This window comes from Nocardia sp. NPDC059764 (genome assembly GCF_042732555.1).
GTDB lineage: Bacteria > Actinomycetota > Actinomycetes > Mycobacteriales > Mycobacteriaceae > Nocardia.
Window position 1 is genome coordinate 1 of the sequence record NZ_JBHWHH010000126.1, and the last position, 21,707, is coordinate 21,707.

General features: G+C 68.0%; 20 protein-coding genes. 15 read left to right on the forward strand and 5 right to left on the reverse strand.

The window, feature by feature from the left end; translation table 11 throughout:
* The first annotated feature begins 271 nt into the window (after nt 1-271).
* From ACFV4K_RS24605 to ACFV4K_RS24630, 6 genes are all read left to right on the forward strand, one after another.
* Nucleotides 272-976, forward strand: a complete 705-nt coding sequence (locus ACFV4K_RS24605) for a hypothetical protein (RefSeq protein WP_379278027.1) — start codon at nt 272-274, stop codon at nt 974-976.
* 231 nt (nt 977-1,207) lie between these two features.
* A complete protein-coding gene (locus tag ACFV4K_RS24610; RefSeq protein WP_379278028.1) occupies nt 1,208-1,816 on the forward strand; it encodes a TetR/AcrR family transcriptional regulator in 609 nt (202 codons plus the stop codon).
* Nucleotides 1,817-1,860: 44 nt separating this feature from the next.
* Nucleotides 1,861-3,012 carry an acetyl-CoA C-acetyltransferase gene (locus ACFV4K_RS24615; protein ID WP_379278045.1) on the forward strand — a complete coding sequence of 384 codons (1,152 nt, stop codon included), beginning with the start codon at nt 1,861-1,863 and terminating at the stop codon, nt 3,010-3,012.
* A gap of 131 nt (nt 3,013-3,143) precedes the next feature.
* Nucleotides 3,144-4,979 (forward strand): multicopper oxidase family protein, encoded by a 1,836-nt coding sequence (locus tag ACFV4K_RS24620; RefSeq protein ID WP_379278030.1) that lies wholly within the window; start codon nt 3,144-3,146, stop codon nt 4,977-4,979.
* Between the two features lie 64 nt (nt 4,980-5,043).
* Complete coding sequence (locus ACFV4K_RS24625) at nt 5,044-5,460, forward strand: hypothetical protein (RefSeq protein WP_379278031.1); 417 nt, start codon at nt 5,044-5,046, stop codon at nt 5,458-5,460.
* A gap of 175 nt (nt 5,461-5,635) precedes the next feature.
* Nucleotides 5,636-7,015, forward strand: coding sequence for a uracil-xanthine permease family protein (locus ACFV4K_RS24630; protein WP_379278033.1), 1,380 nt, complete (start codon nt 5,636-5,638; stop codon nt 7,013-7,015).
* On the opposite strand, the gene ACFV4K_RS24635 is transcribed toward ACFV4K_RS24630, so the two are convergent.
* Nucleotides 7,004-7,867 carry a metallophosphoesterase gene (locus ACFV4K_RS24635; RefSeq protein WP_379278034.1) on the reverse strand — a complete coding sequence of 288 codons (864 nt, stop codon included), beginning with the start codon at nt 7,865-7,867 and terminating at the stop codon, nt 7,004-7,006. The genes ACFV4K_RS24630 and ACFV4K_RS24635 overlap by 12 nt on opposite strands.
* A gap of 36 nt (nt 7,868-7,903) precedes the next feature.
* Here ACFV4K_RS24635 and ACFV4K_RS24640 point away from each other — a divergent pair, with 36 nt between their 5' ends.
* Complete coding sequence (locus ACFV4K_RS24640; protein ID WP_379278035.1) at nt 7,904-8,743, forward strand: SDR family NAD(P)-dependent oxidoreductase; 840 nt, start codon at nt 7,904-7,906, stop codon at nt 8,741-8,743.
* A 69-nt stretch (nt 8,744-8,812) separates the two neighbouring features.
* On the opposite strand, the gene ACFV4K_RS24645 is transcribed toward ACFV4K_RS24640, so the two are convergent.
* Both ACFV4K_RS24645 and ACFV4K_RS24650 read right to left on the reverse strand, forming a co-directional pair.
* Nucleotides 8,813-9,727: an SDR family oxidoreductase gene (locus tag ACFV4K_RS24645; protein ID WP_379278037.1), complete on the reverse strand. Its 915-nt coding sequence runs from the start codon at nt 9,725-9,727 to the stop codon at nt 8,813-8,815.
* A gap of 30 nt (nt 9,728-9,757) precedes the next feature.
* The gene (locus ACFV4K_RS24650) at nt 9,758-10,552 is read right to left on the reverse strand and encodes an SDR family oxidoreductase (protein ID WP_379278038.1); all 795 of its coding nucleotides are present in this window, start codon (nt 10,550-10,552) and stop codon (nt 9,758-9,760) included.
* Nucleotides 10,553-10,602: 50 nt separating this feature from the next.
* Here ACFV4K_RS24650 and ACFV4K_RS24655 point away from each other — a divergent pair, with 50 nt between their 5' ends.
* The 7 genes from ACFV4K_RS24655 to ACFV4K_RS24685 all read left to right on the forward strand — a co-directional run bounded on the left by ACFV4K_RS24655 (nt 10,603) and on the right by ACFV4K_RS24685 (nt 17,585).
* On the forward strand, nt 10,603-11,367 hold the full coding sequence (locus ACFV4K_RS24655) for an enoyl-CoA hydratase family protein (protein WP_357089788.1): 765 nt from the start codon (nt 10,603-10,605) through the stop codon (nt 11,365-11,367).
* A 4-nt stretch (nt 11,368-11,371) separates the two neighbouring features.
* Entirely contained in the window at nt 11,372-12,247 is an 876-nt protein-coding gene (locus tag ACFV4K_RS24660; RefSeq protein ID WP_379278039.1) for a CoA transferase subunit A, read from the forward strand.
* Entirely contained in the window at nt 12,247-13,005 is a 759-nt protein-coding gene (locus ACFV4K_RS24665; RefSeq protein ID WP_379278040.1) for a CoA-transferase subunit beta, read from the forward strand. The genes ACFV4K_RS24660 and ACFV4K_RS24665 overlap by 1 nt, the downstream gene beginning before the upstream one ends.
* Nucleotides 13,002-14,081 (forward strand): nitronate monooxygenase family protein, encoded by a 1,080-nt coding sequence (locus ACFV4K_RS24670; RefSeq protein WP_213558286.1) that lies wholly within the window; start codon nt 13,002-13,004, stop codon nt 14,079-14,081. The genes ACFV4K_RS24665 and ACFV4K_RS24670 overlap by 4 nt, the downstream gene beginning before the upstream one ends.
* Nucleotides 14,082-14,637: 556 nt before the next feature.
* Complete coding sequence (locus ACFV4K_RS24675) at nt 14,638-15,963, forward strand: hypothetical protein (protein WP_379278041.1); 1,326 nt, start codon at nt 14,638-14,640, stop codon at nt 15,961-15,963.
* A gap of 10 nt (nt 15,964-15,973) precedes the next feature.
* Entirely contained in the window at nt 15,974-16,486 is a 513-nt protein-coding gene (locus ACFV4K_RS24680) for an ImmA/IrrE family metallo-endopeptidase (protein ID WP_357089776.1), read from the forward strand.
* Nucleotides 16,487-16,559: 73 nt separating this feature from the next.
* The gene (locus ACFV4K_RS24685; protein ID WP_379278042.1) at nt 16,560-17,585 is read left to right on the forward strand and encodes a hypothetical protein; all 1,026 of its coding nucleotides are present in this window, start codon (nt 16,560-16,562) and stop codon (nt 17,583-17,585) included.
* A 586-nt stretch (nt 17,586-18,171) separates the two neighbouring features.
* Here the strand turns inward: ACFV4K_RS24685 and ACFV4K_RS24690 are convergent.
* Nucleotides 18,172-18,588 carry a helix-turn-helix domain-containing protein gene (locus ACFV4K_RS24690; RefSeq protein WP_011207048.1) on the reverse strand — a complete coding sequence of 139 codons (417 nt, stop codon included), beginning with the start codon at nt 18,586-18,588 and terminating at the stop codon, nt 18,172-18,174.
* A 358-nt stretch (nt 18,589-18,946) separates the two neighbouring features.
* Complete coding sequence (locus ACFV4K_RS24695; RefSeq protein ID WP_379278043.1) at nt 18,947-20,113, reverse strand: steroid 3-ketoacyl-CoA thiolase; 1,167 nt, start codon at nt 20,111-20,113, stop codon at nt 18,947-18,949.
* Between the two features lie 146 nt (nt 20,114-20,259).
* Here ACFV4K_RS24695 and ACFV4K_RS24700 point away from each other — a divergent pair, with 146 nt between their 5' ends.
* A complete protein-coding gene (locus ACFV4K_RS24700; protein ID WP_379278044.1) occupies nt 20,260-21,519 on the forward strand; it encodes a cytochrome P450 in 1,260 nt (419 codons plus the stop codon).
* The last annotated feature ends 188 nt before the right edge of the window (nt 21,520-21,707 follow it).

Sequence of the window (21,707 nt, forward strand, 5' to 3'; positions counted from 1 at the left end):
ATTCTGGACTGCGGCTTGATAGACCTCCGCCTTGGAGCGGGGGAGCGAACGGCTCCATAGACCTGCGCCTTGGAGGAGCGGAGGAGGGAAGAATCGAGACCTCGGGGCCGCGAACGCCGCCCGGAGCGAAGCGGAGGGCAAGAAGAAATCGCTGGCGCGCCGACCCTGTCGTTGTGCAATCCTGGTTTAGGCCGGTACCGCTAGTCGAAGGGCACGACCCATGGGTCCGGATCGCCGACAACAAGCACCTCCAGAACGAGCCCGCGAGGAAATGGAACTCGAGCTGGTGCGCGAGGTCGTACTGGCGCGCCGCAGGCTCGACAATGTCGTTCTGGCCGCACTGACTTTGGGTGCGGAATTACTCGACCACGACTCGGAGTGCGCCACCGCCATGCGCGCGGCGCAGATCCTCGAACAACACGCCGTGGACGAATCCGACGTGACACGCGACCCGCGGGCCGCGTTGCGGCAGGACATGATTCGCGACCGCGATCGCGCCCGCCGTCTCGGTCTGTCCCGGGCCGCCGGGCATCCGGACACCGAAGCCGAGCAACGTCGCCGAAAACGAACGGCCCTGCTGTGCGAGGTGCGGGCCGACCTGCTCGAGGTGGTCCGGACCTGCCGCCGCCTGCGCTACGACCACGTGGCCTTCGCCGACGGGATCGCGCAGGGATTGTGCGCCGCCACCGACAAATTGGTGGTCGGCGCGGATATGGAGACCTATCGCGCGTGGCAGCGCGGCATGGTGCTGAAACTCATCGAGGAACCCGCGCGGGGAGGCGCGCCGCCGCGGGTCATGGCCACCGTGGACGCCGGCCCGGGCCGCGATCCGCTGACCGTCGAATGGGACAGCCCCGAGCGCCGATTGGCTCTGGTGGCGCGGATGGCCCGGGCGGGGATCTCGCCCATTGTCATCTGCGACCGCCTGCTGGCCGACCTGTCGGTGTCCTCACCCCTACGTTTCTCGATGCGTTGATCGCCAACCAGCAGGTGATGCGGCACTCACAGGCCACGGCCCGCCTCGGTCTGGACTGCGGCTTGATAGACCTCCGCCTTGGAGCGGGGGAGCGAACGGCTCCATAGACCTGCGCCTTGGAGGAGCGGAGGAGGGAAGACCGAGGTAACAGGGCCGTGGTCCCGCGACGCCGGAGGCGGCGCAATAAGACACCGCCTGGACCAAGCAAATGCTTGGTTGTATATTGACGGGGTGACCCAACCAGACCCCTCCAAATCGGCACGTCGCACCGAGCTGCTCGGCCTCGCCGCGAACCTATTCGCGGAGCGTGGCCTGCGTGCCACCACGGTGCGCGACATTGCCGACGCGGCGGGGATTCTATCCGGGAGTCTGTACCACCACTTCGATTCCAAAGAAGCCATGGTGGACGAAATCCTGCGCGGGTTCCTCGACGACCTCTTCGGACGCTACCGCGAGATCGTGTCGGCCGGCGTGCCCGCGCGCGACACCCTCGAGGCACTGGTCACCGCGTCCTACGAATCCTTCGACCGGTTCCACGCCGCCGTCGCCATCTATCAGGCCGAGGCCAAACGCCTCAGTGGCACTCCGCGATTCGACTACATCGCCGAATACAACAAGGAGTTCCGCGAGCTCTGGCACCAGGTGCTGGCCAAGGGCGTCGACGACGGCAGCTTCCGCCCGGAGATGGACATCGAACTGGCCTACCGGTTCCTGCGCGACACCGTCTGGGTGTCGGTGCGCTGGTACCAGCCCGGCGGCCGGATCACCGTGGACAACCTCGCCAAGCAGTACCTGACCATCGTGCTCGACGGGCTCACCAGCCCCGACCAGCGCGCCTAGCAGTAGGAGTTCTCATGTCAGCACCCCGCCGCCAGTATTCGCCGATGCGTGAGGCGTATGTGATCGACGCCGTGCGCACCGCGGTGGGCAAGCGGGGCGGCTCGCTGGCCGCCGTGCATCCGGCCGACCTCGGCGCGGCCGCCATCAAGGGCGTCGTCGAGCGCACCGGTATCGACCCGGCCGCCGTGGATGACGTGGTGTTCGGCTGCTGCGACACCATCGGTCCGCAGGCCGGAAACATCGCCCGCTCCTCGTGGCTGGCCGCCGGATTCCCGGAGTCGGTGCCCGGCGTGACCGTGGACCGCCAGTGCGGTTCCTCGCAGCAGGCCATCACCTTCGGCGCGCAGGCCATCATGTCCGGCACCGCCGAGGTGATCGTGGCGGGCGGCGTGCAGAACATGAGCGCCATCCCGATCTCGGCCGCCATGCTGGCCGGTCAGCAGTACGGCTTCGACTCGCCGTTCGTCGGCGCGGAGGGCTGGGACCACCGTTACGGCACCGGTGAAGTGTCGCAGTTCAATTCGGCCACCATGATCGCCGAGAAGTGGGACATCTCCCGCGCGGACATGGAGGAGTGGGCGCTGCGCTCCCACGACCGGGCCCGCAAGGCCATCGTGGACGGCAAGTTCGAGCGCGAGATCGTGCCGGTCGGCGAGTTCGCGATCGACCAGTGCCCGCGTGAGACCACCCTGGAGAAGATGGCCGGCCTGCAGCCGCTCGCCGAGGGCAGCCGCATCACCGCGGCGCTGGCCAGCCAGATCTCCGACGGTTCCGCCGCCACCCTGCTCGCCTCGGAGTGGGCGGTGCAGGAGTACGGCCTGACCCCGCGCGCCCGCATCCACCACGTGAGCGCCCGCGGCGCGGACCCGATCATGATGCTCACCGCGCCGATCCCGGCCACCCAGTGGGCGCTGGAGAAGACCGGCCTCACCATCCACGACATGGACGTCATCGAGATCAACGAGGCCTTCGCCTCGGTCGTCCTGGCCTGGATCAAGGAGACCGGCGCCGACCCGGACAAGGTGAACGTCAACGGTGGCGCCATCGCGCTGGGCCACCCGCTGGGCGCCACCGGCGCCAAGCTGTTCTCCACCCTGCTCAACGAGCTGGAGCGGGTGAACGGCCGCTACGGTCTGCTCACCATCTGTGAGGGCGGCGGCACCGCCAACGTCACCATCATCGAGCGACTGGTCTAGTCCCGCCCGGCCGTTTCGAAAGCCGCACACCGGATTACGGTGTGCGGCTTTCGGCTTTGCGTGCCCGGCCCGTCGGTTATCGTCGAAGGCGGACCCGTTGACAGTCGGGCATTGTCCAGAGGTTGAGCTGGATGAACGAGAACCTGCCGCGACGGGGGTTCCTCTTGGGGGCCTTCGGAATCGCGGGCATGGGCTACCTGGCCTCGGCCGCGGCCGAACCGTCGCCCCTGCCGCCACCGCCGGTGCCGCTGCCGGCCATTCCGGCGCCCCCGATGACGCCGTTCAACTACCACTCGCCGCCGTTGCAGCCCTTCGTCGACGAGCTGCCGATTCCCGAAACACGGCTGGTGGCGGGAGAATTGGATGCGATATCGGGGACGCACCGCTACCATCGCGACCTCCCGGAAACCCGCAGCTGGGGCTTCGGACGGCCGGTGCTCGGCCCGAACCTGGAGGCCGTGCGGGATCGAGTGGCGCGCATCAGGTTTCGTAACCAACTGGGCCAGCATGTGCTTGCCGCGCACGTGGACACCACCATGCACGGCGTCACCGAGGCGGATCGCACCGATCCACGCTTCACCGTGCATCTGCACGGCGGCGCGAATTCCCCCGACGCCGACGGACATCCGCTGATCGGCTGGCGCAATGGCGGCGGGCCGACCTTCACCTACGGCAATCGGCAGGAGGCGGCCACCCTCTGGTATCACGACCACGCCATGGGGATCACCAGATTGAACATTCAGGCCGGGCTGGCCGGAATGTATTACCTGCGCGACGAATTCGACACCGGCCGCGAGGACAATCCGCTCGGCCTGCCGAGCGGTGAATTCGAGATCCCGCTCATCGTGCAGGATCGCACGTTCAATGCCGACGGCAGCCTGCAACCCATGGTGGCCACCTATATTCCGCAGGGCTACAACCAATCCGGGCAGCTCGGCGACGTGTGCTGCGTGAACGGGGTGGCGTGGCCGCGGCTGGAGGTCCGGCGCACCGTCTACCGGTTCCGGCTGCTCAACGGATCCAATTCGCGGCCCTACGTCTTCGAGTTCGCCAATGCCCAGCCGTTCTTCGTCATCGGCGGCGACCTGGGACTGCTCGACGTGCCGGTGGCCGCGCCGCGGGTGCGGGTGAGCCCGGGGGAGCGGGTGGACCTGCTCGTCGACTTCCGCGGGATTCGCGACGGGGAGCAGGTGGACCTGATCAACACCGCGCTCAACGATTTCGGCAATACCGTGTTCATGGCTCCCGAACTGCGGTCGGTCATGCGCTTCACGGGCGCGGGCGACGGGCCCGCCGCCGACATTCCGCCTGTCCTGCGCGGCGGTCAGGGGCTGCCCGATCCGCTGGAACCGATCCGCCGGCCGGACTCGGTGCGCACCGTGACCCTGTTGGGCCTCAACGACGATTCCCGGCCGGTGGTCTTCTCGACCATGATGGCGCTGAACAACCTGGCCTTCCTGAGCTCGGACATCGATCTGGCGCGGGCCGGGACCACCGAGCGGTGGGACATCGTCAACACCACGCCCTTCGATCACCCCATCCACCTGCACCTGGCCCGGCTGCGGGTGATCGGCCGTCAACCCATCCTGACCTCCGCCTACATCGCCGCCAACTATCCGCCCCGGTTCGGCACCCGCTGGGCGCCGTCGGCCGACGCCTTCGCCCTGGGGGCCGAACAAGGGCCGCCGCCTTGGGAAGTCGGCTGGAAGGACACCGTCGAGTGTCCGACCGACACCATCACCCGGGTGCTGGTGCGGTGGCCGTCGGTCGCGGAGCTGGGGTTCGACCCGGACGCCGCCATCACGGTGCCGCCGGGCGTGGAGGTGGTGGCGCCGCACCCGGACGCGGACATGGCCATGCCTGACGGGATGGAGGAGGCCGCGGAGGTGCGCGGCTATGTCTGGCACTGCCACAATCTCGACCACGCCGATCACGACATGATGCAGCGGATTCGCGTGCTGCCCTGAGGACCCGGTGCGCGAAGTTTCCGATGCCACACGGCATCTCGTCGATCGCTCCTAGGCTCTCCCCATGCCGAATTCGGTGGATGCTCGGTTCGAGGAGGTGGCGCGCCTGGCGCGGCAGGTCCAGGACGCCGTCGAGCGGGTCCGCGCCCGCGCCGCGGTGGACGGCGTGCGCGTCGAGGTGGCGTTCGACGGCCGGATCACCACCCTGGTGCTACCGGATTCCGGTATGGCACAGTCGGTTACGCGGGCACACGAGCGGGCGTATGCGCGGGCGCGGGAGCGGGTCGCCGTACTGCGCCGCGAGTTCACCGCCGATCCGACCGTGGCGGCGGCCCTGCGCCGATGGCTACCGGCGGACGGAGAGCCGTCGAGTATCTGTGTCTCGCAGAATATTTCCGGATCCGGCTCGGTGGAGCCTCCGAATCCGTACGCGCTGCCGTTCGCCGTCGGGCGGCGCTACGGAGTGGACCGGCGACGGTGAAGGTTGCGGGGCATTGTCTCCAACGCGGACCCTGGCCGTGAATCCGGGCATTGGTGATCTTGAAGCCCCCGTGCCCGGGGTCAGGCCGGGCCGCGTGGGGTCGTGAGCTGGGAGTTTGCTCGGATTATGATGGCCGCGGACGCATTTCGGACCTTCGGGAGAAAGCGGGCTGTTCATGGATGTGGGTGTCCGCTGGACGGTGCACGGCGACGGTCGCACGCCCGCACCGGGAGCCGTGGTGCGGCCCGACGAGCGGCTGTCCTGGCCGCGCACCTTCGGCCTCGGCGCGCAGCATGTGGTGGCGATGTTCGGCGCGAGCTTCGTCGCGCCCGTCCTGATGGGGCTTGATCCCAACCTCGCCATCATGATGTCCGGCGTCGCGACCGCCCTGTTCCTGCTGGCCACGCGCGGCCGGGTGCCCAGCTATCTGGGCTGCTCACTGTCGTTCGTCGGCGTGGCCGCGGTGATCCGGGCACAGGGCGGCAGTAGCGCCACGGTTACCGGGGCCTGCCTGGTGGTCGGGGCCGCGCTGTTCTTGATCGGCCTGGCCGTGCAGCGCTTCGGCGCGCGCGTCATCCACGCCGCCATGCCGCCGGTGGTGACCGGCGCGGTGGTCATGCTGATCGGCTTCAACCTGGCCCCGGTCACCGCCACGACCTACTGGCCGCAGGACCAGTGGACCGCGCTGCTGGTCATGCTGTTCACCGGGCTGGCGGTGGTGGCGCTGCGCGGCTTCTTCGCGCGCATCGCCATCTTCCTGGGCCTGGTGTTCGGGTACGGGCTGTCCTGGCTGCTGGACCGGGTGTTCGGGCGGATCCACTCCGCCGACGGCAGTGGCAAGGTCACCGACCACTGGCGGCTCGACCTTTCCGGTGTGGCCCAGGCGGATTGGATCGGACTGCCCAGTTTCCATGCCCCCGCCTTCCAATGGTCGGCCGTCCTGGTGGCCCTGCCCGTGGTGATCGCGCTGGTCGCCGAGAACGCCGGGCACGTGAAGGCGGTCGGCGAGATGACCGGGGGCGACCTCGACGACAAGCTCGGCACCGCCATCGCCGCGGACGGCGCGGCGTCCATGCTGTCCACCGCGGTCGGCGGCCCGCCCAACACCACCTACTCCGAGAACATCGGGGTCATGGCGGCCACCCGGGTGTACTCCACGGCCGCCTACTGGGCCGCCGCGTTCTTCGCCCTGCTGTTCGGCCTGTGTCCGAAGTTCGGGGCCATCGTCGCGGCCATCCCCGGCGGCGTGCTGGGCGGGATCACCGTCATCCTCTACGGCATGATCGGCCTGCTCGGCGCGCAGATCTGGACCAATGCCCGGGTCGATCTGCGCAATCCGCTGAACCTGGTCCCGGCCGCGGCGGGCCTGATCATCGGCATCGGCAATGTGAGCATGAAGTTCACCGACACCTTCACCCTGAGCGGCATCGCGCTGGGCGCCCTGGTCGTCATCACCGGCTACCACGTGCTGCGCGTGTTCGCCCCCGCGCACTTCAAGGGGGAGGAGCCCCTGCTGGACGAGGGCACCTCCTCCTACGACGAATCAGGCGGGTAGCGAACGGGGTTCGGCCGTATCCGCCCCGGCATAGGGGAGTTGCAGGACATACCAGGTGTGGTCGGTCGAATACTCGAGGTACTGCGAGGCGTCCGGATCGCAGGCCAGGCCCTCGACCCGGGTCCAGTCGCCGTCACCGGCGGCGATGGTGTCGGTGTAGCGGACGTGCAGGTGGCCGTGGAAGAGCAGGTCCGGCCGCAGGGCGCGCACCACGGTCTGGATGCGGTCCTGGTTGGGATAGCACTCGGGCTTGTCCTTGCGATTCCACTTCGGTTGCGAGGCGCGAGGTTTGTCGTGGGTGAGCAGCACGTCCACCGGCGAGCTGTCGGCCGCGAGCAACTCGACCAGCTCGTCGTCGGTCATCTCCTCCTCCGGAAACCACAGCGTGCCCGCGGTATCCGGGCGTTTCGAGGAGCCGTAGCGCCGCCGCTTGTCGATCTGCTCGGCCTTGCGGGCCTCCCAGGCCAGGCGGCGGCCCTTGTCGGTGGAGCGGGCTCCGCCGAACGCGGCGAAAGTTGTGCCCTCCCAGGTCCACCGGTGTCCACGGGGCGCGTACCGCAGGTGCTTGCGGCAGATCAGGAAGCCCTCGTCGTCACGCTGCTCATCGTAGAGCTCATGCAGCAGCGAGGTCTTGTCGTGATTGCCGTCGAGGAAGTACACGGTGATCCCGGCCTTCTTGGCCGCCTTGTTCACCACGTCGAAGTACCGCCGCCCGGCGGGCGTGTGCTCCCAGGCCCCGAAGTCGCCGACCGCGAACAGCTTCGCGCAGTCACGGTGTGCCGCGACCCGCACCAGCTTCAGCGCGTGCTCGGTGTTCCCGTGCACGTCTCCGACGATCAGGACATTCCCCATCGCCACATGGTGGCATGACGGAATTAGGCTGACCACATGAATTCTGTGTTGGTCACCGGAGCGGCCCGCGGTATCGGAAAAGCCATCTGCCTGCGGATGGCGCAGCGGGGCTGGCAGGTCTACGCGGGCGTCCGCAAGCTCTCCGACGGCGAGGCCCTGACCGCCGCGAATCCCGCCATCACCCCGGTCGTCCTGGACGTCACCGACCCCGACCAGATCGCGGCCCTCGACGCGGTGCTGCCCGCCGACCTCACCGCCGTGGTCAACAACGCGGGTGTCGTCGTCGACGGCCCCGTGGAGTTGCTCACCCAGGAGGAACTTCGAAACCAGTTCGAGGTCAATGTCTTCGGCGCGGTCGCCGTCACCCAGGCTGTCCTCCCGCGCCTGCGTGCCACCCGGGGCCGGGTGGTCTTCATCTCCTCGCTGTCCGGCCGCATCTCCACCCCCGGCACCGGCGCGTACAACGCGTCCAAGTTCGCGCTCGAGGGCCTGGTCGACGCCCTGCGAGTGGAGCTGCGCCCCTGGGGAATCCGCACCTCGCTGATCGAGCCCGGCCCGATCGCCACCGACCTCTGGTTCGGCGCGACCGACATGGTCGACGCCACCACCGCCCACCTCACCGATGACCAGCGCACCCTCTACGCCGCCCACCTCGCGGGTCTGCGCCGGATGTCCCAGCAGGTCCCCAAGATCGCGGCCCCCGTCGAGTCGGTGGTCGAGGAGGTCGAAAAGGCGCTCACCGCACAGCGACCGAGCGCCCGATACATCCCCGGCCTGGCCGGAAAGGTCCAGGTGGTCGCCACCGCGCTGACCCCGACCCCGGTGCTGGACGCCATCTTCGCCCTGGTCACGGGCATCAGCAAAAAGAAGAAATAGTCCGAAACGCGAACCGCCGGTACCCATCGAGACGGGTACCGGCGGTGGAAGCGCTTCGGGCGGTGCGTATTACGCGCCGTAGACCGGCTCCGGGGTGACGGCCTTGGCCAGCAGGTCGTTCACGACCGGGCCCAGGTCGGCCGGGTTCCAGCGGGCACCGCGATCGACGGAGACGCCGTGACGGTGGCCGTCCATGACGGTGACCTTGCCGGCCTCTACCTCGAACATACGGCCGGTGACGGCGGCGGACTCGGCGCTACCCAGCCAAACCACCAGGGGGGAGACGTTTTCCGGGGCCATGGCGTCGAAGCCGCCGTCCTCGGGAGCCGCCATGGTCTCGGCGAACACTGTTTCGGTCATGCGGGTGCGCGCGGCCGGGGCGATGGCGTTCACGGTAATGCCGTAGCGACCCATTTCGGCAGCGGCGGTAATGGTCAGGCCTGCGATACCGGCCTTGGCGGCGGAGTAGTTGCCCTGACCGACCGAACCGAGCAGACCCGCGCCCGAGCTGGTGTTGATGACGCGCGCCTGGGGCTGACGGCCCGCCTTGGACTCGTTGCGCCAGTATTCGGCGGCGTGACGCATCGGGGCGAAGTGGCCCTTGAGATGCACCTTGATGACCGCGTCCCACTCGTCTTCGCCGAGGTTGACCAGCATACGGTCGCGCACGATACCGGCATTGTTCACCAGAACGTCCAGACCGCCGAAGGTCTCGATGGCGGTGGCGACCAGACGACGCGCACCCTCCCAATCGGAGACATCGTCACCGTTCACCACGGCTTCGCCACCCGCGGCACGAATCTCCTCGACCACCTTCGCGGCACCGGAGTCCGGCTTGGGCGTGCCGTCGAGCTCGGCACCCAGGTCGTTCACCACGACCTTGGCGCCGGCGGCGGCGAAAGCCAGCGCGTGCGCGCGGCCAATGCCCTGACCCGCACCGGTCACGATGACGACGCGGCCGTCGCAGATCTTCTTGTCCGTCATATCGATTACCTCTTCGTGTGTTCGGTCGGTCTAGTGGCCTGAGACGGCGGGGACGTCCGCGGTGGAGGCTTCCAGGAAGGCGGGCTTCTCGCCGCCGCCGTGCACGAGCAGCGCGCTGCCGGTGACGTAGGACGCGAGGGGCGAGGCCAGGAAGGCGGCGGTGCGGCCGATGTCCTCGGGGGTGGCCATGCGCCCCATGGGCACCGTGGCGCTGACCGAGGCGATGCCGTCCTCGTCGCCGTAGTGCAGGTGCGAGGACTCGGTGTTGACCAGGCCGCAGATGACGGAGTTCATCCGGACCTTGGGCGCCCACTCCACCGCGAGTGACGAAACCAGGCTGTCCACACCGGCTTTGGCGGCGCCGTAGGCCGCGGTGCCGGGGGAGGGCCGGTGCCCGGAGACGCTGGAGATCATCACGATCGAGCCGCCGGTGTCCTGCTTCTGCATGACCTCGTTGGCGATCTGCGAAACCAGCAGCGGCGCGAGCAGGTTGAGCTGCACGATCTTCGAGTGGAAGTTGGCGCTGGCGTCGGCGGCCAGGGCGAAGGGCGCGCCGCCGGCGTTGTTCACGACGGTGTCCAGGCGCCCGTACTTCTCGACGATCGTCTCGATGAGCTCGCGCACCGAATCCACATCGCGCACGTCGCACGGCAGGAAGTCGATGGTGCGGCCATTGCTCTCGACGGGGGTGTCGCCGGGGCGTCGCGCGCAGGCCACCACGGTCGCGCCCGCGTCCAGGAACACCCGGCTGATGCCGGCGCCGACGCCGCGCACGCCGCCGGTGACCAAGACGACCGAGCCGGACAGGTTTACTTCGATTCCCACCGTGCTAACCTACCAAGCACTTGCTTGTTTTGCCAACGATGGGACTCGCGATGGGGATCAACCGTCACACCGAAACCGAGGGCGTCGAAGTCGTCACTGTCGACTACGCCCCGGTCAACGCTCTGCCTTCCGACGGCTGGTTCGCCCTGGCCGACGCCGTCACCCAGGCCGGTAAGAACCCGGAGACCCGGGTCGTGGTGCTGCGCGCCGAGGGTCGCGGCTTCAACGCCGGCGTGGACATCAAGGAGATGAACGCCGACACCGGCCACACCGCGCTGATCCGCGCGAACCACGGCTGCTTCGCCGCGTTCGCCGCGATCTACGACTGCGAGGTCCCGGTCGTCACCGCCGTGAACGGCTTCTGCCTCGGCGGCGGCATCGGCCTGGTCGGCAACTCCGACGTCATCGTCGCCTCCGACGACGCGACCTTCGGCCTCCCCGAGGTCGACCGCGGCGCGCTCGGTGCGGCCACCCACCTGGCCCGACTGGTCCCCCAGCACCTGATGCGGACCATGTTCTACACCGCGGGCACCCTGACCGCGCAGCAGCTGCACCACTACGGCTCGGTCTTCAAGGTGGTGCCGCGCGCCGAACTGGACGCCGCCGCCATGGAGGTCGCCAAGAACATCGCCAACAAGGACGGCCGCGTGATCCGCGCCGCCAAGAAGGCGCTCAACGGCATCGACGTGCAGGACGTGCACCGCTCGTACCGCTTCGAGCAGGGCTTCACCATGGAGCTGAACCTCGCGGGTGTGGCCGACGAGATCCGGGCGCGCTTCGACGACGACCTGGCCGCGCAGAAGAAGGGGAAGTAAAGCCATGCGCGACAAGCGAATGAACCTCGACGAGGTCGTCGGCGAGCTGCGCAGCGGCATGACCATCGGCATCGGCGGCTGGGGTTCCCGGCGCAAGCCGATGGCCTTCGTGCGCGCCCTGCTGCGTTCGGACGTCACCGATCTGACCGTCGTCACCTACGGCGGCCCGGACCTGGGTCTGCTGTGCTCGGCGGGCAAGGTGAAGAAGGCGTACTACGGCTTCGTGTCCCTGGACTCGGCGCCGTTCTACGACCCGTGGTTCGCCAAGGCCCGCACCGAGGGTGCGATCACCGTGCGCGAGATGGACGAGGGCATGGTCAAGTGCGGTCTGCAGGCCGCCGCGGCCCGCCTGCCGTTCCTGCCGATCCGCGCCGGCCTGGGTTCCGCCGTCGTCGATTTCTGGGAGGGCGAGCTGAAGACCGTTCAGTCGCCGTACCCGACCGACGGCAAGAACGAGACCCTGGTCGCCATGCCCGCGCTGAACCTGGACGCCGCCTTCGTGCACCTGGACCTGGGCGACAAGCACGGCAACGCCGCCTACACCGGCGTCGACCCGTACATGGACGACCTGTACATGCTCTCGGCCGAGAAGCGCTACCTGTCGGTGGACCGCCTGGTCGAGACCGAGGAACTGGTGAAAGCCGTTCCGACGCAGGCCCTCATCCTCAACCGCATGATGGTCGACGGGGTCGTCGAGGCTCCCGGCGGCGCGCACTTCACCTTCTCCGGCAGCTACGGCCGCGACGAGAAGTTCCAGCGCCACTACGTCGAGGCCGCCAAGACGCCCGAGTCGTGGGCCGAGTTCAAGGCTCGCTACCTGGACGTGTCCGAGGCCGAATACCAGGCCGCCGTCAAGGCTTTCGCCGAGGAGCAGAAGTAATGAGCGACACCACCACGATCACTCGGGCCGAGATCTGCGTCGTCGCCGCCGCCGAGATCTTCCGCGGCGCGGGCGAGATCATGGCCTCCCCGATGTCCACCGTCACCACCATCGGCGCGCGTCTGGCGCGGCTCACCTTCGAGCCCGACCTGCTGCTGTCCGACGGTGAGGCGCTGTTCTTCGCCGAGGTCCCGCCGATCGGCGGCAAGGCTCCCATCGAGGGCTGGATCCCGTTCTCGAAGGTCTTCGACGTCGTGAACTCCGGCCGCCGCCACGTGGTCATGGGCGCCAACCAGCTCGACCGCTTCGGCAACCAGAACCTGTCGGCGTTCGGCCCGCTGCAGCAGCCGACCCGCCAGATGTTCGGTGTGCGCGGCGCGCCGGGCAACACCATCAACCACGCCACCAGCTACTTCGTGCCCAAGCACAACAAGCGGGTGTTCGTGGATCAGGTCGACATCGTCTCCGGCATCGGTTACGACAAGATCGACCCCGAGAACCCGGCCTACCGGTTCCACCACCTGCACCGGGTGGTCTCGAACCTGGGCGTGTTCGACTTCAACGGCCCGGACCACACCCTGCGCGCGCTGTCGCTGCACCCCGATGTGACCGCGGACGAGGTCGCGGAGAACACCTCCTTCGAGATCGCGGGTCTGGCTGACGCGGGCGAGACCCGGCTGCCGACCGAGGAAGAGCTCACCATCATCCGGACCGTGCTGGACCCCAAGGGGTTCCGCGAGAAGGAAGTGACGGCATGACCGCCCAGCGTTTGAAGACGCCGCTGACCGAACTGGTCGGCATCGAGCACCCGGTCGTCCAGACCGGCATGGGCTGGGTCGCCGGACCCGGCCTGGTCGCGGCCACCGCCAACGCGGGCGGCCTCGGCATCCTGGCCTCGGCGACCATGGACCTCGACGAGCTCGAGGTGGCCATCGCCAAGACCAAGGCCAAGACCGACAAGCCCTTCGGCGTGAACATCCGCGCCGACCTGTCGGACGCCCCGGACCGCATCGACATGATGATCCGGGACGGCGTGAAGGTGGCCTCCTTCGCGCTGGCTCCCAAGAAGGAGCTGATCGCGAAGCTGAAGGACAACGGCGTCGTCGTGATGCCGTCCATCGGCGCGGCCAAGCACGCGGTGAAGGTCGCCTCCTGGGGCGCGGACGCGGTGATCGTGCAGGGCGGCGAGGGCGGTGGCCACACCGGTTCCGTCGCGACCACGCTGCTGCTGCCGTCCGTCCTGGACGCGGTCGACATCCCGGTTGTGGCCGGTGGCGGTTTCTTCGACGGCCGCGGCCTGGCCGCCGCGCTGTCCTACGGCGCGGCCGGTGTCGCGATGGGCACCCGCTTCCTGCTGACCCAGGACTCCAGCGTGCCGGACTCGGTGAAGCAGGAGTACCTCAAGCGCGGACTGCAGGACACCGTGGTCTCGCTCAAGGTCGACGGCATGCCGCACCGGGTGCTGAAGACCGAGCTGGTCGAGAAGCTCGAGCACTCGGGCAATATCCGCGGCCTGTACGCCGCGCTGGTCAATGCCGCCAAGTTCAAGTCGATGACCGGCATGAAGTGGACGACCTTGGCCAAGGAAGGCCTGAACACCCGCAAGCACAAGGACCTCACCTGGTCTCAGGTCATCATGGGCGCGAACACCGCCATGTACCTGAAGGCCGGCCTGGTCGAGGGCAACACCGAAGCCGGTGTCCTCGCCTCGGGTCAGGTCGCGGGCATCATCGAGGACCTGCCGACCGTGCAGGACCTGATGGAGCACATCATCACCGAGGCCATCGAGCGCATCGACAGCCTCAACCAGTACCGCGTCACCACTTCGGCCTGACGCCCCGCACGTGCGCGGCCACCACAGCCCGGCCGCGCACCCCGGATCCGCACACCATCGGATCCACAGCGCGCCGCATGTCCGGCGCACCGAGCCGCTCCCGGAACCTCTCGCCCGGGGGCGGCTTCGCGCATTCGGGGGTACCGGCGATCGGCGTTCCGCCGGTAGCTGCGACATGTCTGAATTGTCGGCTATCTGAACGGCAGTGAAACCTCTCGATCCGTAGGGTCCGGCTGTGAGGTGTCCGGGTGGCGGACCCGCTCGGGTCAATTGGCCTGGGGCGCTTGGTGATATTGGATACGTGGGGGTAAGCGCAGGCGTACGGTTTGTGAGCACCCCTAATGTCATCGCGACTTGCGCGGAAGGACATGGTGACCGGTACGATGACCGCGTTCCGCAACGGTCCGGCAATCGGGGCGACAGAGTGAGCTCGAAACCTGTCCCGAACCGCCTGCCGAGGAACGGGATTTCGTACCCCCGGTGCGGAGACAAGCCAAGTGCGCGGTATCGATGAGGGGATGGCTGTCGCATGATCATCGATCGTGCAATGCGACTGGTGGCAGTGATCGCAGCTGTCACCGGTTCGGCACTGCTCGGGCCCGCTGCCGCTGACGCGCAGCCGGGCCTCCCACTCGACCCCGCGCCCGCCGGCCAGGATCCGGTGCTGCCCGCCCCGCAGTCGCAGCCCGTCGCACCGCGATCGCTGCCAGGGTCTCCGCAGCCGCAGCCGCAGCCGCAGGCCGTGGCCGTCACCCCGGTGGCCGGGCCCCAGGATCTGCTGTCCATTCTGTTCGGGCTCGGCACCGGTTCGGCCGGAGCGGCCGTCGGTTCGGCCGCCGTCGGTTCCGCCGGTCTGGGCGCCGTGCTCGGTGGCACCGGTTCGGCCGCCCTGGGCTCCGGTTCGGCTGTAACCGGTTCCGCCGGTGCGGGATTGGGTTCCGCGGTGGCGGGCACCGGTTCGGCGGGAGCCGCCACCGGTTCGGCCGTGCTGGGCACCGGTTCCGCCGCGGTCGGCTCCGCCGGACTCGGTACCGCCGGGGTGCTCGGCCTGGGTTCCGCGGCCGTCGGCTCGGCGGGCCTCGGCACCGGTTCGGCACTGCTCGGGCTGCTGCTCGGCACCGGCTCGGCCGCAACGGGTTCCGCCGCGGTCGGCTCCGCGGCTGTCGGCTCGGCCGGATTGGCCGCCCTGTGCACCGGCTCCGCGGCCGTCGGTTCGGCCGGAATCGGTTCCGCCGGTGTGGGTTCCGCGCTCGCCGGCTCGGCCGGCCTGGGCGCCGGCCTCGGCGCCGGTGCCGGGTCGGCCGGTCTGGGTTCGGCGGCCGGTTCGGCCGGCGCGGGTTCGGGGGTGGGTTCGGCGGCCGGCGGTTCGACCGGCGCCGGTTCCGCTGCCCTCGGTTCCGCCAGTGTCGGAGGCCTGGGCTCGGGCTCGGCCGAGTTGGGTTCGGCCGCCGTGGGCTCCGCGGCCCTGGGTTCAGCGGGCCTGGGTTCCGCCGCCGTCTGTGCTTCGCCGCTGCTGCTGTTGCTGATTCCGCCGCCCGCCGTGCCCGGGCCGCCGCCGGTGCCGCTGGAGATTCCGCAGCCCCCGGCCGTCCCGGCGCTGCCCGCGGTGGTGGCCGCGCTGCCCGAGCCCGAAACCGAACCGGCCGCACCGGTGCCGCCCGCGCCGAAGCCCGCTCCCGTTCTGGCGCAACCGGATCCGGATGTGAAGCCGACCTCGCACAACTCCCCGTTGCCGCCGTGGAAACCGCTGTCGGTGATCGGCGGGCTGATCGCGATGGCCTTGGCCGGCACCGGCTCGGGTGCGGTGAGCTTCCAGAGCGCGGGCGCGGCGCAGGGCCGGGTCGACGCCGCGCGCGCGGCATTCTTCGGACCGAGGGCATGAGGGGACCGCGATGACCGAGAGCAAGGCTCATAGCATCGGGTCCTACCGCCGGGTGGCCGCCGCGGTGGACGCGGTGTGCGCGGTGGCGGCCGACTTCGACGCCACCGACCTGGACGAGGTGGTGCTCGCCATCTCCGCGGAGCGGCGGCGGCCGATCGAGATCGCCAGCGCCACACTGGGTCCGGGCGTGTGCGGCCAGCGCCGCAGCTATCCGGACCGGGACGTGATCGTGCTGGCGCAGGCGCTGCCCAGCCGCGAGCACACCCTCGCGCACGAGCTCGGCCACATCGTCTTCGACCATCCGGGCGAGGCGGCGACCGAGGTGGTGCTGGAGGCCAGCGACGATCTGATCGCCTACATGCTCAGCCAGCGCGCGCATCAGAAAGCCATCGATCTGGGCGACGACGAGCAGTGCGAATGGGAGGCGGAGACTTTCGCGAGCATGCTGATGACCCGCTTGCGGGTGTTCAACAGCCGGGGCGCGGGCGTCTCGGTCCTTCGATTCGATGAGGCGCTGGGATGACCGAGTCAGGCCCCGGAGGCGGCAGCTTGCGTAACCACGTAGGGGCCCTCGGTCATCCCCGAAAGGACGCGGCATGACCTTCTGGTTGGTGGCCATGCTGGTGTGGATGGCCTCGGGCGCACGCGTCGGTCGCGTGCTGGTGAAACCGGCGACCACGGCTCGAGTCGCGATCGTGGTCGCGGTCGCGGCGGTGGCGTTGGCGGCGACGGTGGGAGTGCCGGAAATCGGTCTGGCCGTTGACCATCTGATACCGAACGGTGTGCACGGTCTGTGGCTGGGCGACCGGGTGGTGACGGCCGCGTGGATCATGTTCGGCACCGCCACCTCGGTGGTGGCCTCGGCCGCGTGGCCGGTGGTGTCGCGTCGCAATCTGCGCCAGATCGCCATGATGATCTACGGCGGCGGCGCGCTCGCCATGCTGCTGACCTTGCTCTGGTCGGTCACCTTCGGCTGGGCGATCGTGCTGGTGGAGTGCGTCTTCATCGTGATCACCGGTGTGCGCAACCTGGATTGGACCACCCTCGGCCGCGGCATCGCGCTGTACACGACCGGTACCGCGGTGGTCGGCTTGCTGGCGGCCCTGTCGATTCGCCGTGCGGTGAACGACGAGCCCATGCCGAATCCCGGTGACGAGGGCTGGTTCTGGCCGATGTGGCAGATCGCGGCGCTGCTCATCGCCATCGGCGCGGTGTGGATCGTGATCGAGCTGTGGTGGCGGGCGCGGGTGCTGCTCAAACAGATTCGCACCCTGCACCGGGTGCTGATCGCGCGGTTCCCGGAGGTGGTGGCGCACGAACAGACCGGTTCGGGCACCCAGCTCAAGGCATCGGACCAGGTCGCGCAGATCATGGACGCGCTCTACCTGCAGTCCGGCGGCGGTGTGGAACTGGTCGCGGCGGGTCAGCCGCCGGTCTCGGTGGCCGATCGGGCGCGGCGGGTGGCCGAGTGGGCGCGGAATCCGTTCGGCGAGACGGTGATCGACGGCCGCTGGATCTCGCCGCCCGCGGGGGTCAGCCCGCGCGGCTGGGTGCAGGCCATCGCGCGCGCGTATGACGCGGCGTCGGCGCAGGCCACGGTTCCGGGGTCCGCCAAACGGTAGACATTTACTCTTCCATTACCTTCTGAGTCCGCCGGGCATTACCGTCCGGAAGGGCCTCGAAGTTGATCACGCGGAGATCACCGACGCTTTTGCGCTCTTGTCGCAAATGCGCAAGTCCCGTACCTCGCGTGATTGCCATGGGCGCGGCATTCCGGCGGGCCTTCTCGATGAGACTTCGTATCCGAGGTTTCGTCTCATCGAACCCGCCGTGCGTGGTACGGGACTTTGCTTGTCACTTGAAGTTGTCACTCGTGCTTGTCGCGGTTGGTGCAATGGGGCGAAACACTCACAGTGCACAAAACGACATAGTGCACAAACAACTGATTCGGCCATCCAGGTGCACCTGGACGGTGTTGTGCCAGCTTTGTGCATACTGCACCAGCGCAGGGGTCTGCGCCACATGGCCTCAGCGGGCTGAGACCGGTGCAACATCCTTCACGTGGACCGCATGGTCCGGCGGAGACGCCGGTACCGCCCTGCAAGCAGTACCGGCGACCGCCTTATGTCCGGTCTGGAGCGAGCCCTGTAACAAACCAACACAGTGCGGCCTCCGAGCTAGCCGCACTGTGTTGCTCTGTGGCAGTGCTTATTCCGTGCCATCCGGAGGAATTTCGGGCAAACCTTCGCTTGCCCGCAACTTCTCCGCCATAGACGTGAGGAGATTCTGAGATTCTTCGGACAGGTCGAACGCCCTGCTCGACAGACGACGGAGTCCATAGCCCTGCAGCTGGGACAGCAGCTCGAGATCGTGATCGATCTTCGCCGCGTAGATGTCGTTGAAGAAGTAGTCCGGTTTGACCTTGAAGAACTTTGCCAGAGCAGCCACCGTCTCATCCGACGGGTTCGTGCGCTGTCCCGACCGCAACTGCGACAGATACGGTTTCGAGATCGGGTGGCCGGATGCCGTCAAGGCGGCCGCCACCTCTGCGTTCGTGTGCGGCTTACGCCCCGGGGGATGCACGGTTTCGAACAGCTTGTTCAGCCGCGCCGCGAAATCAGCCATTGTGAGCCGCCCAATTCCCTTCGCTGTACTAACAGTCGTTATCTCGGATACGTATCATTGATATTAGCGGCTCAGTAACTGAAAACCTACGCCTGATTCGCGATTTCCTTGAAGCTTCTAGGCGGTGATCCGGTTCACCCACTGTGGCTTGGGCGTTTGCGGGCCAACCCCACGGTTCTTGCCAAGGGCTTAAGAGCCCCGGTTCTGGCCCGTCGCGGGGGTCTTCCCGGACGGGCCTCGGGTAGCCATAAGATAGCTGATGGATCATCTTCTTGTCTGTACCGGATTGTGTGTGGCGTACGCCACGTCTCAGGGCAAGACGGATGAACGTTCAACCTGGCCGAAAATCATTGAGAGACTAGATCCGTTCGATGATCGTGCCGGTCGCGAGGGCGCCGCCACAGCACATCAGGATCATGGCGGTGCTCTTGTCGGTGCGCTCCAGCTCGTGCAAAGCCGTTGTGATCAAGCGGGATCCGGTGCTGCCGACCGGGTGGCCCAGCGCGATCGCACCGCCATTGACATTCACGCGATCGAAATCCGGCTTGTGCACCGAGGCCCACGACAGCACCACGGAAGCGAAAGCCTCATTGATCTCGAACAAGTCGATATCGGAGATGCTCATGCCGGAACGCTCGAGCAGTCGCTCGCACGCCTGCACCGGGCCGTCGAGGTGGAATTCCGGCTCGCCACCGACCAGGCACTGCGAGACGATGCGGGCGCGCGGACGCAAACCCTCACGCTGCGCGGCCTTTTCGTCCATCAGCAGTACGGCGGCGGCGCCGTCGGAGATCTGCGAGGACGTACCGGCGGTGTGAATTCCGCCCTCCAGCACCGGCTTCAGCTTCGCCAGGCCCTCGCGGGTGGTCTCGCGCAGACCCTGGTCGCGGCTGATGTCGGCGAACTCACCGGTGAGGTTGCCCTCCTTGTCGACCTGCGGGGCGTTCTTGATGGTCAGCACCTCGCGGTCGAAGCGGCCCTCGGCCCACGCCTGCGCGGCCAGTCGCTGCGAGCGCACGCCCAGCTCCTCGACATCGTCACGAGTGATGCCGCGCCGCTTGGCGATTCGCTCGGCGGCCTCGAACTGGTTGGGCATGTCGATGCTCCAGGACGCGGGCCGGCGCGGGCCCGCGTGCGTTCCGACGTTGGCGCCCAACGGAACATGGCTCATGGACTCGATGCCGCAGGCCATGCCGACCTCGATGGCGCCGGTGGAGATGAGACCGGCCACCAGGCCCGCGGCCTGCTGTGCCGAACCGCACTGGTTGTCGACGGTGACCGCGCCGGTCTGCCACGGCAGTCCGGCGTGCAGCCACGCGGTGCGGGTGACGTTGTTGCCCTGCTCGCCCACCTGCATGACGCAGCCGCCGATGACCTGCTCGACCAGAGCGGGGTTCAGTTCCGCGCGCTCGAGGACGCCCCGTTGCGCGGCGCCGAGCAACTCGGTCGCGTGCAGGCCGGCCAGCCAGCCATTGCGCTTGGCGATCGGCGTACGCGCGGCCTCGACGATGACAGGAGTACCCATGTCTTTCCTTCCGGATCAGAACTGCAACGAGTTCATGGCAAGTAACCTTGGTCAGTTCTGGGCGGTTACCTAGTCCCTTCTCTTGTTCTACCCCCTGTGCTTCAATAGCGGTAGAACGTGTTTCAGTTGGTCAAAGGAGACTGCTGGTGGTTGACACTGCAGCCCGGCCCGGAGTGCCGGATGGATTCGACGTCACCGACCCCGAAATTTGGGCGAAGCGAGTGCCGGCCGAAGAGCTTGCCGAACTGCGCAGAACTGCGCCTATCTGGTGGAACCCGAAGTCGCCGGAGGTCGGTGGCTTCACCGACGACGGCTTCTGGGTGCTGTCCAAGCATGCCGATGTGAAGACCGTCTCGCGCCGCGATGACGTGTTCTCCACCTATGAGAACACCGCCATCCCGCGGTTCCAGGACGACATCACCCGCGAGCAGATCGATCTGCAGCGTTTCGTCCTGCTGAACAAGGACGCCCCGGAGCACACCAAGCTCCGCAAGATCATCTCCAAGGGCTTCACGCCGCGCGTCATCAACGGCCTGCGCGCCGAGCTGACCGCCCGCGCGGAGTCCATCGTGAAGGCCGCCGTCGAGTCCGGCAACGGCGACTTCGTGGAGCAGGTGGCCGCCGAGCTGCCGCTGCAGGCCATCGCCGAGCTGATCGGCGTGCCGCAGGAAGACCGCATGAAGCTCTTCCAATGGTCCAACGACATGACCAGCTACGACGATCCGGACTCCGACGCCGACCCGGTGGTCGCCTCCACCGAGATCCTCGGCTACTCGTACCAGATGGCCGAAGCCCGTCGCGCCTGCCCGGCCGACGACATCGTCACCCAGCTGATCAACGCCGACATGGACGGCGAGGCGCTGCTGCCGGAGGAATTCGGCTTCTTCGTCATGATGCTGGCGGTCGCGGGCAACGAGACCACCCGCAACGCCACCACCCACGGCATGATCGCCTTCATGGAGAACCCCGACCAGTGGGAGCTCTTCAAGAAGGAGCGGCCCAAGACCGCGGCCGACGAGATCATCCGCTGGGCCACCCCGGTCAGCTCCTTCCAGCGCACCGCGCTGGAGGACGTCGAGGTCGGCGGCGTGGAGATCAAGAAGGGCCAGCGGGTCATCCTGTCCTACCGCTCGGCCAACTTCGATGAAGAGGTGTTCGAGGACCCGTACACCTTCAACATCCTGCGTGACCCGAACCCGCACCTGTCCTTCGGTGGTACCGGCGCACACTTCTGCATCGGCGCGAACCTGGCTCGACTCGAGATCGAGATCATCTTCAACGCCATCGCCGACCACATGCCCGACATCTCCAAGCTGGGCGACCCCAAGCGCCTGCGCTCGGGCTGGCTGAACGGCATCAAGGAGTTCCAGGTGGACTACAAGGGCGGCTGCCCCGTAAAGCACTGAGGCACTGATGGTTTGATCCGCCCTGTATCCCTCTCACTCCTCAGGGCGGAGACAAAAAAGAAGCGGGCGACTGGATTCTCCAGTCGGGCGGGGGGGTTTTGGGGGCGCTATGGCGTATTGATAGTGGGCCTGTGACGCCGGGTCAGCCCCTACCGACCCAGGGGGCCCCATTTTCCGTCAGAGAGCCC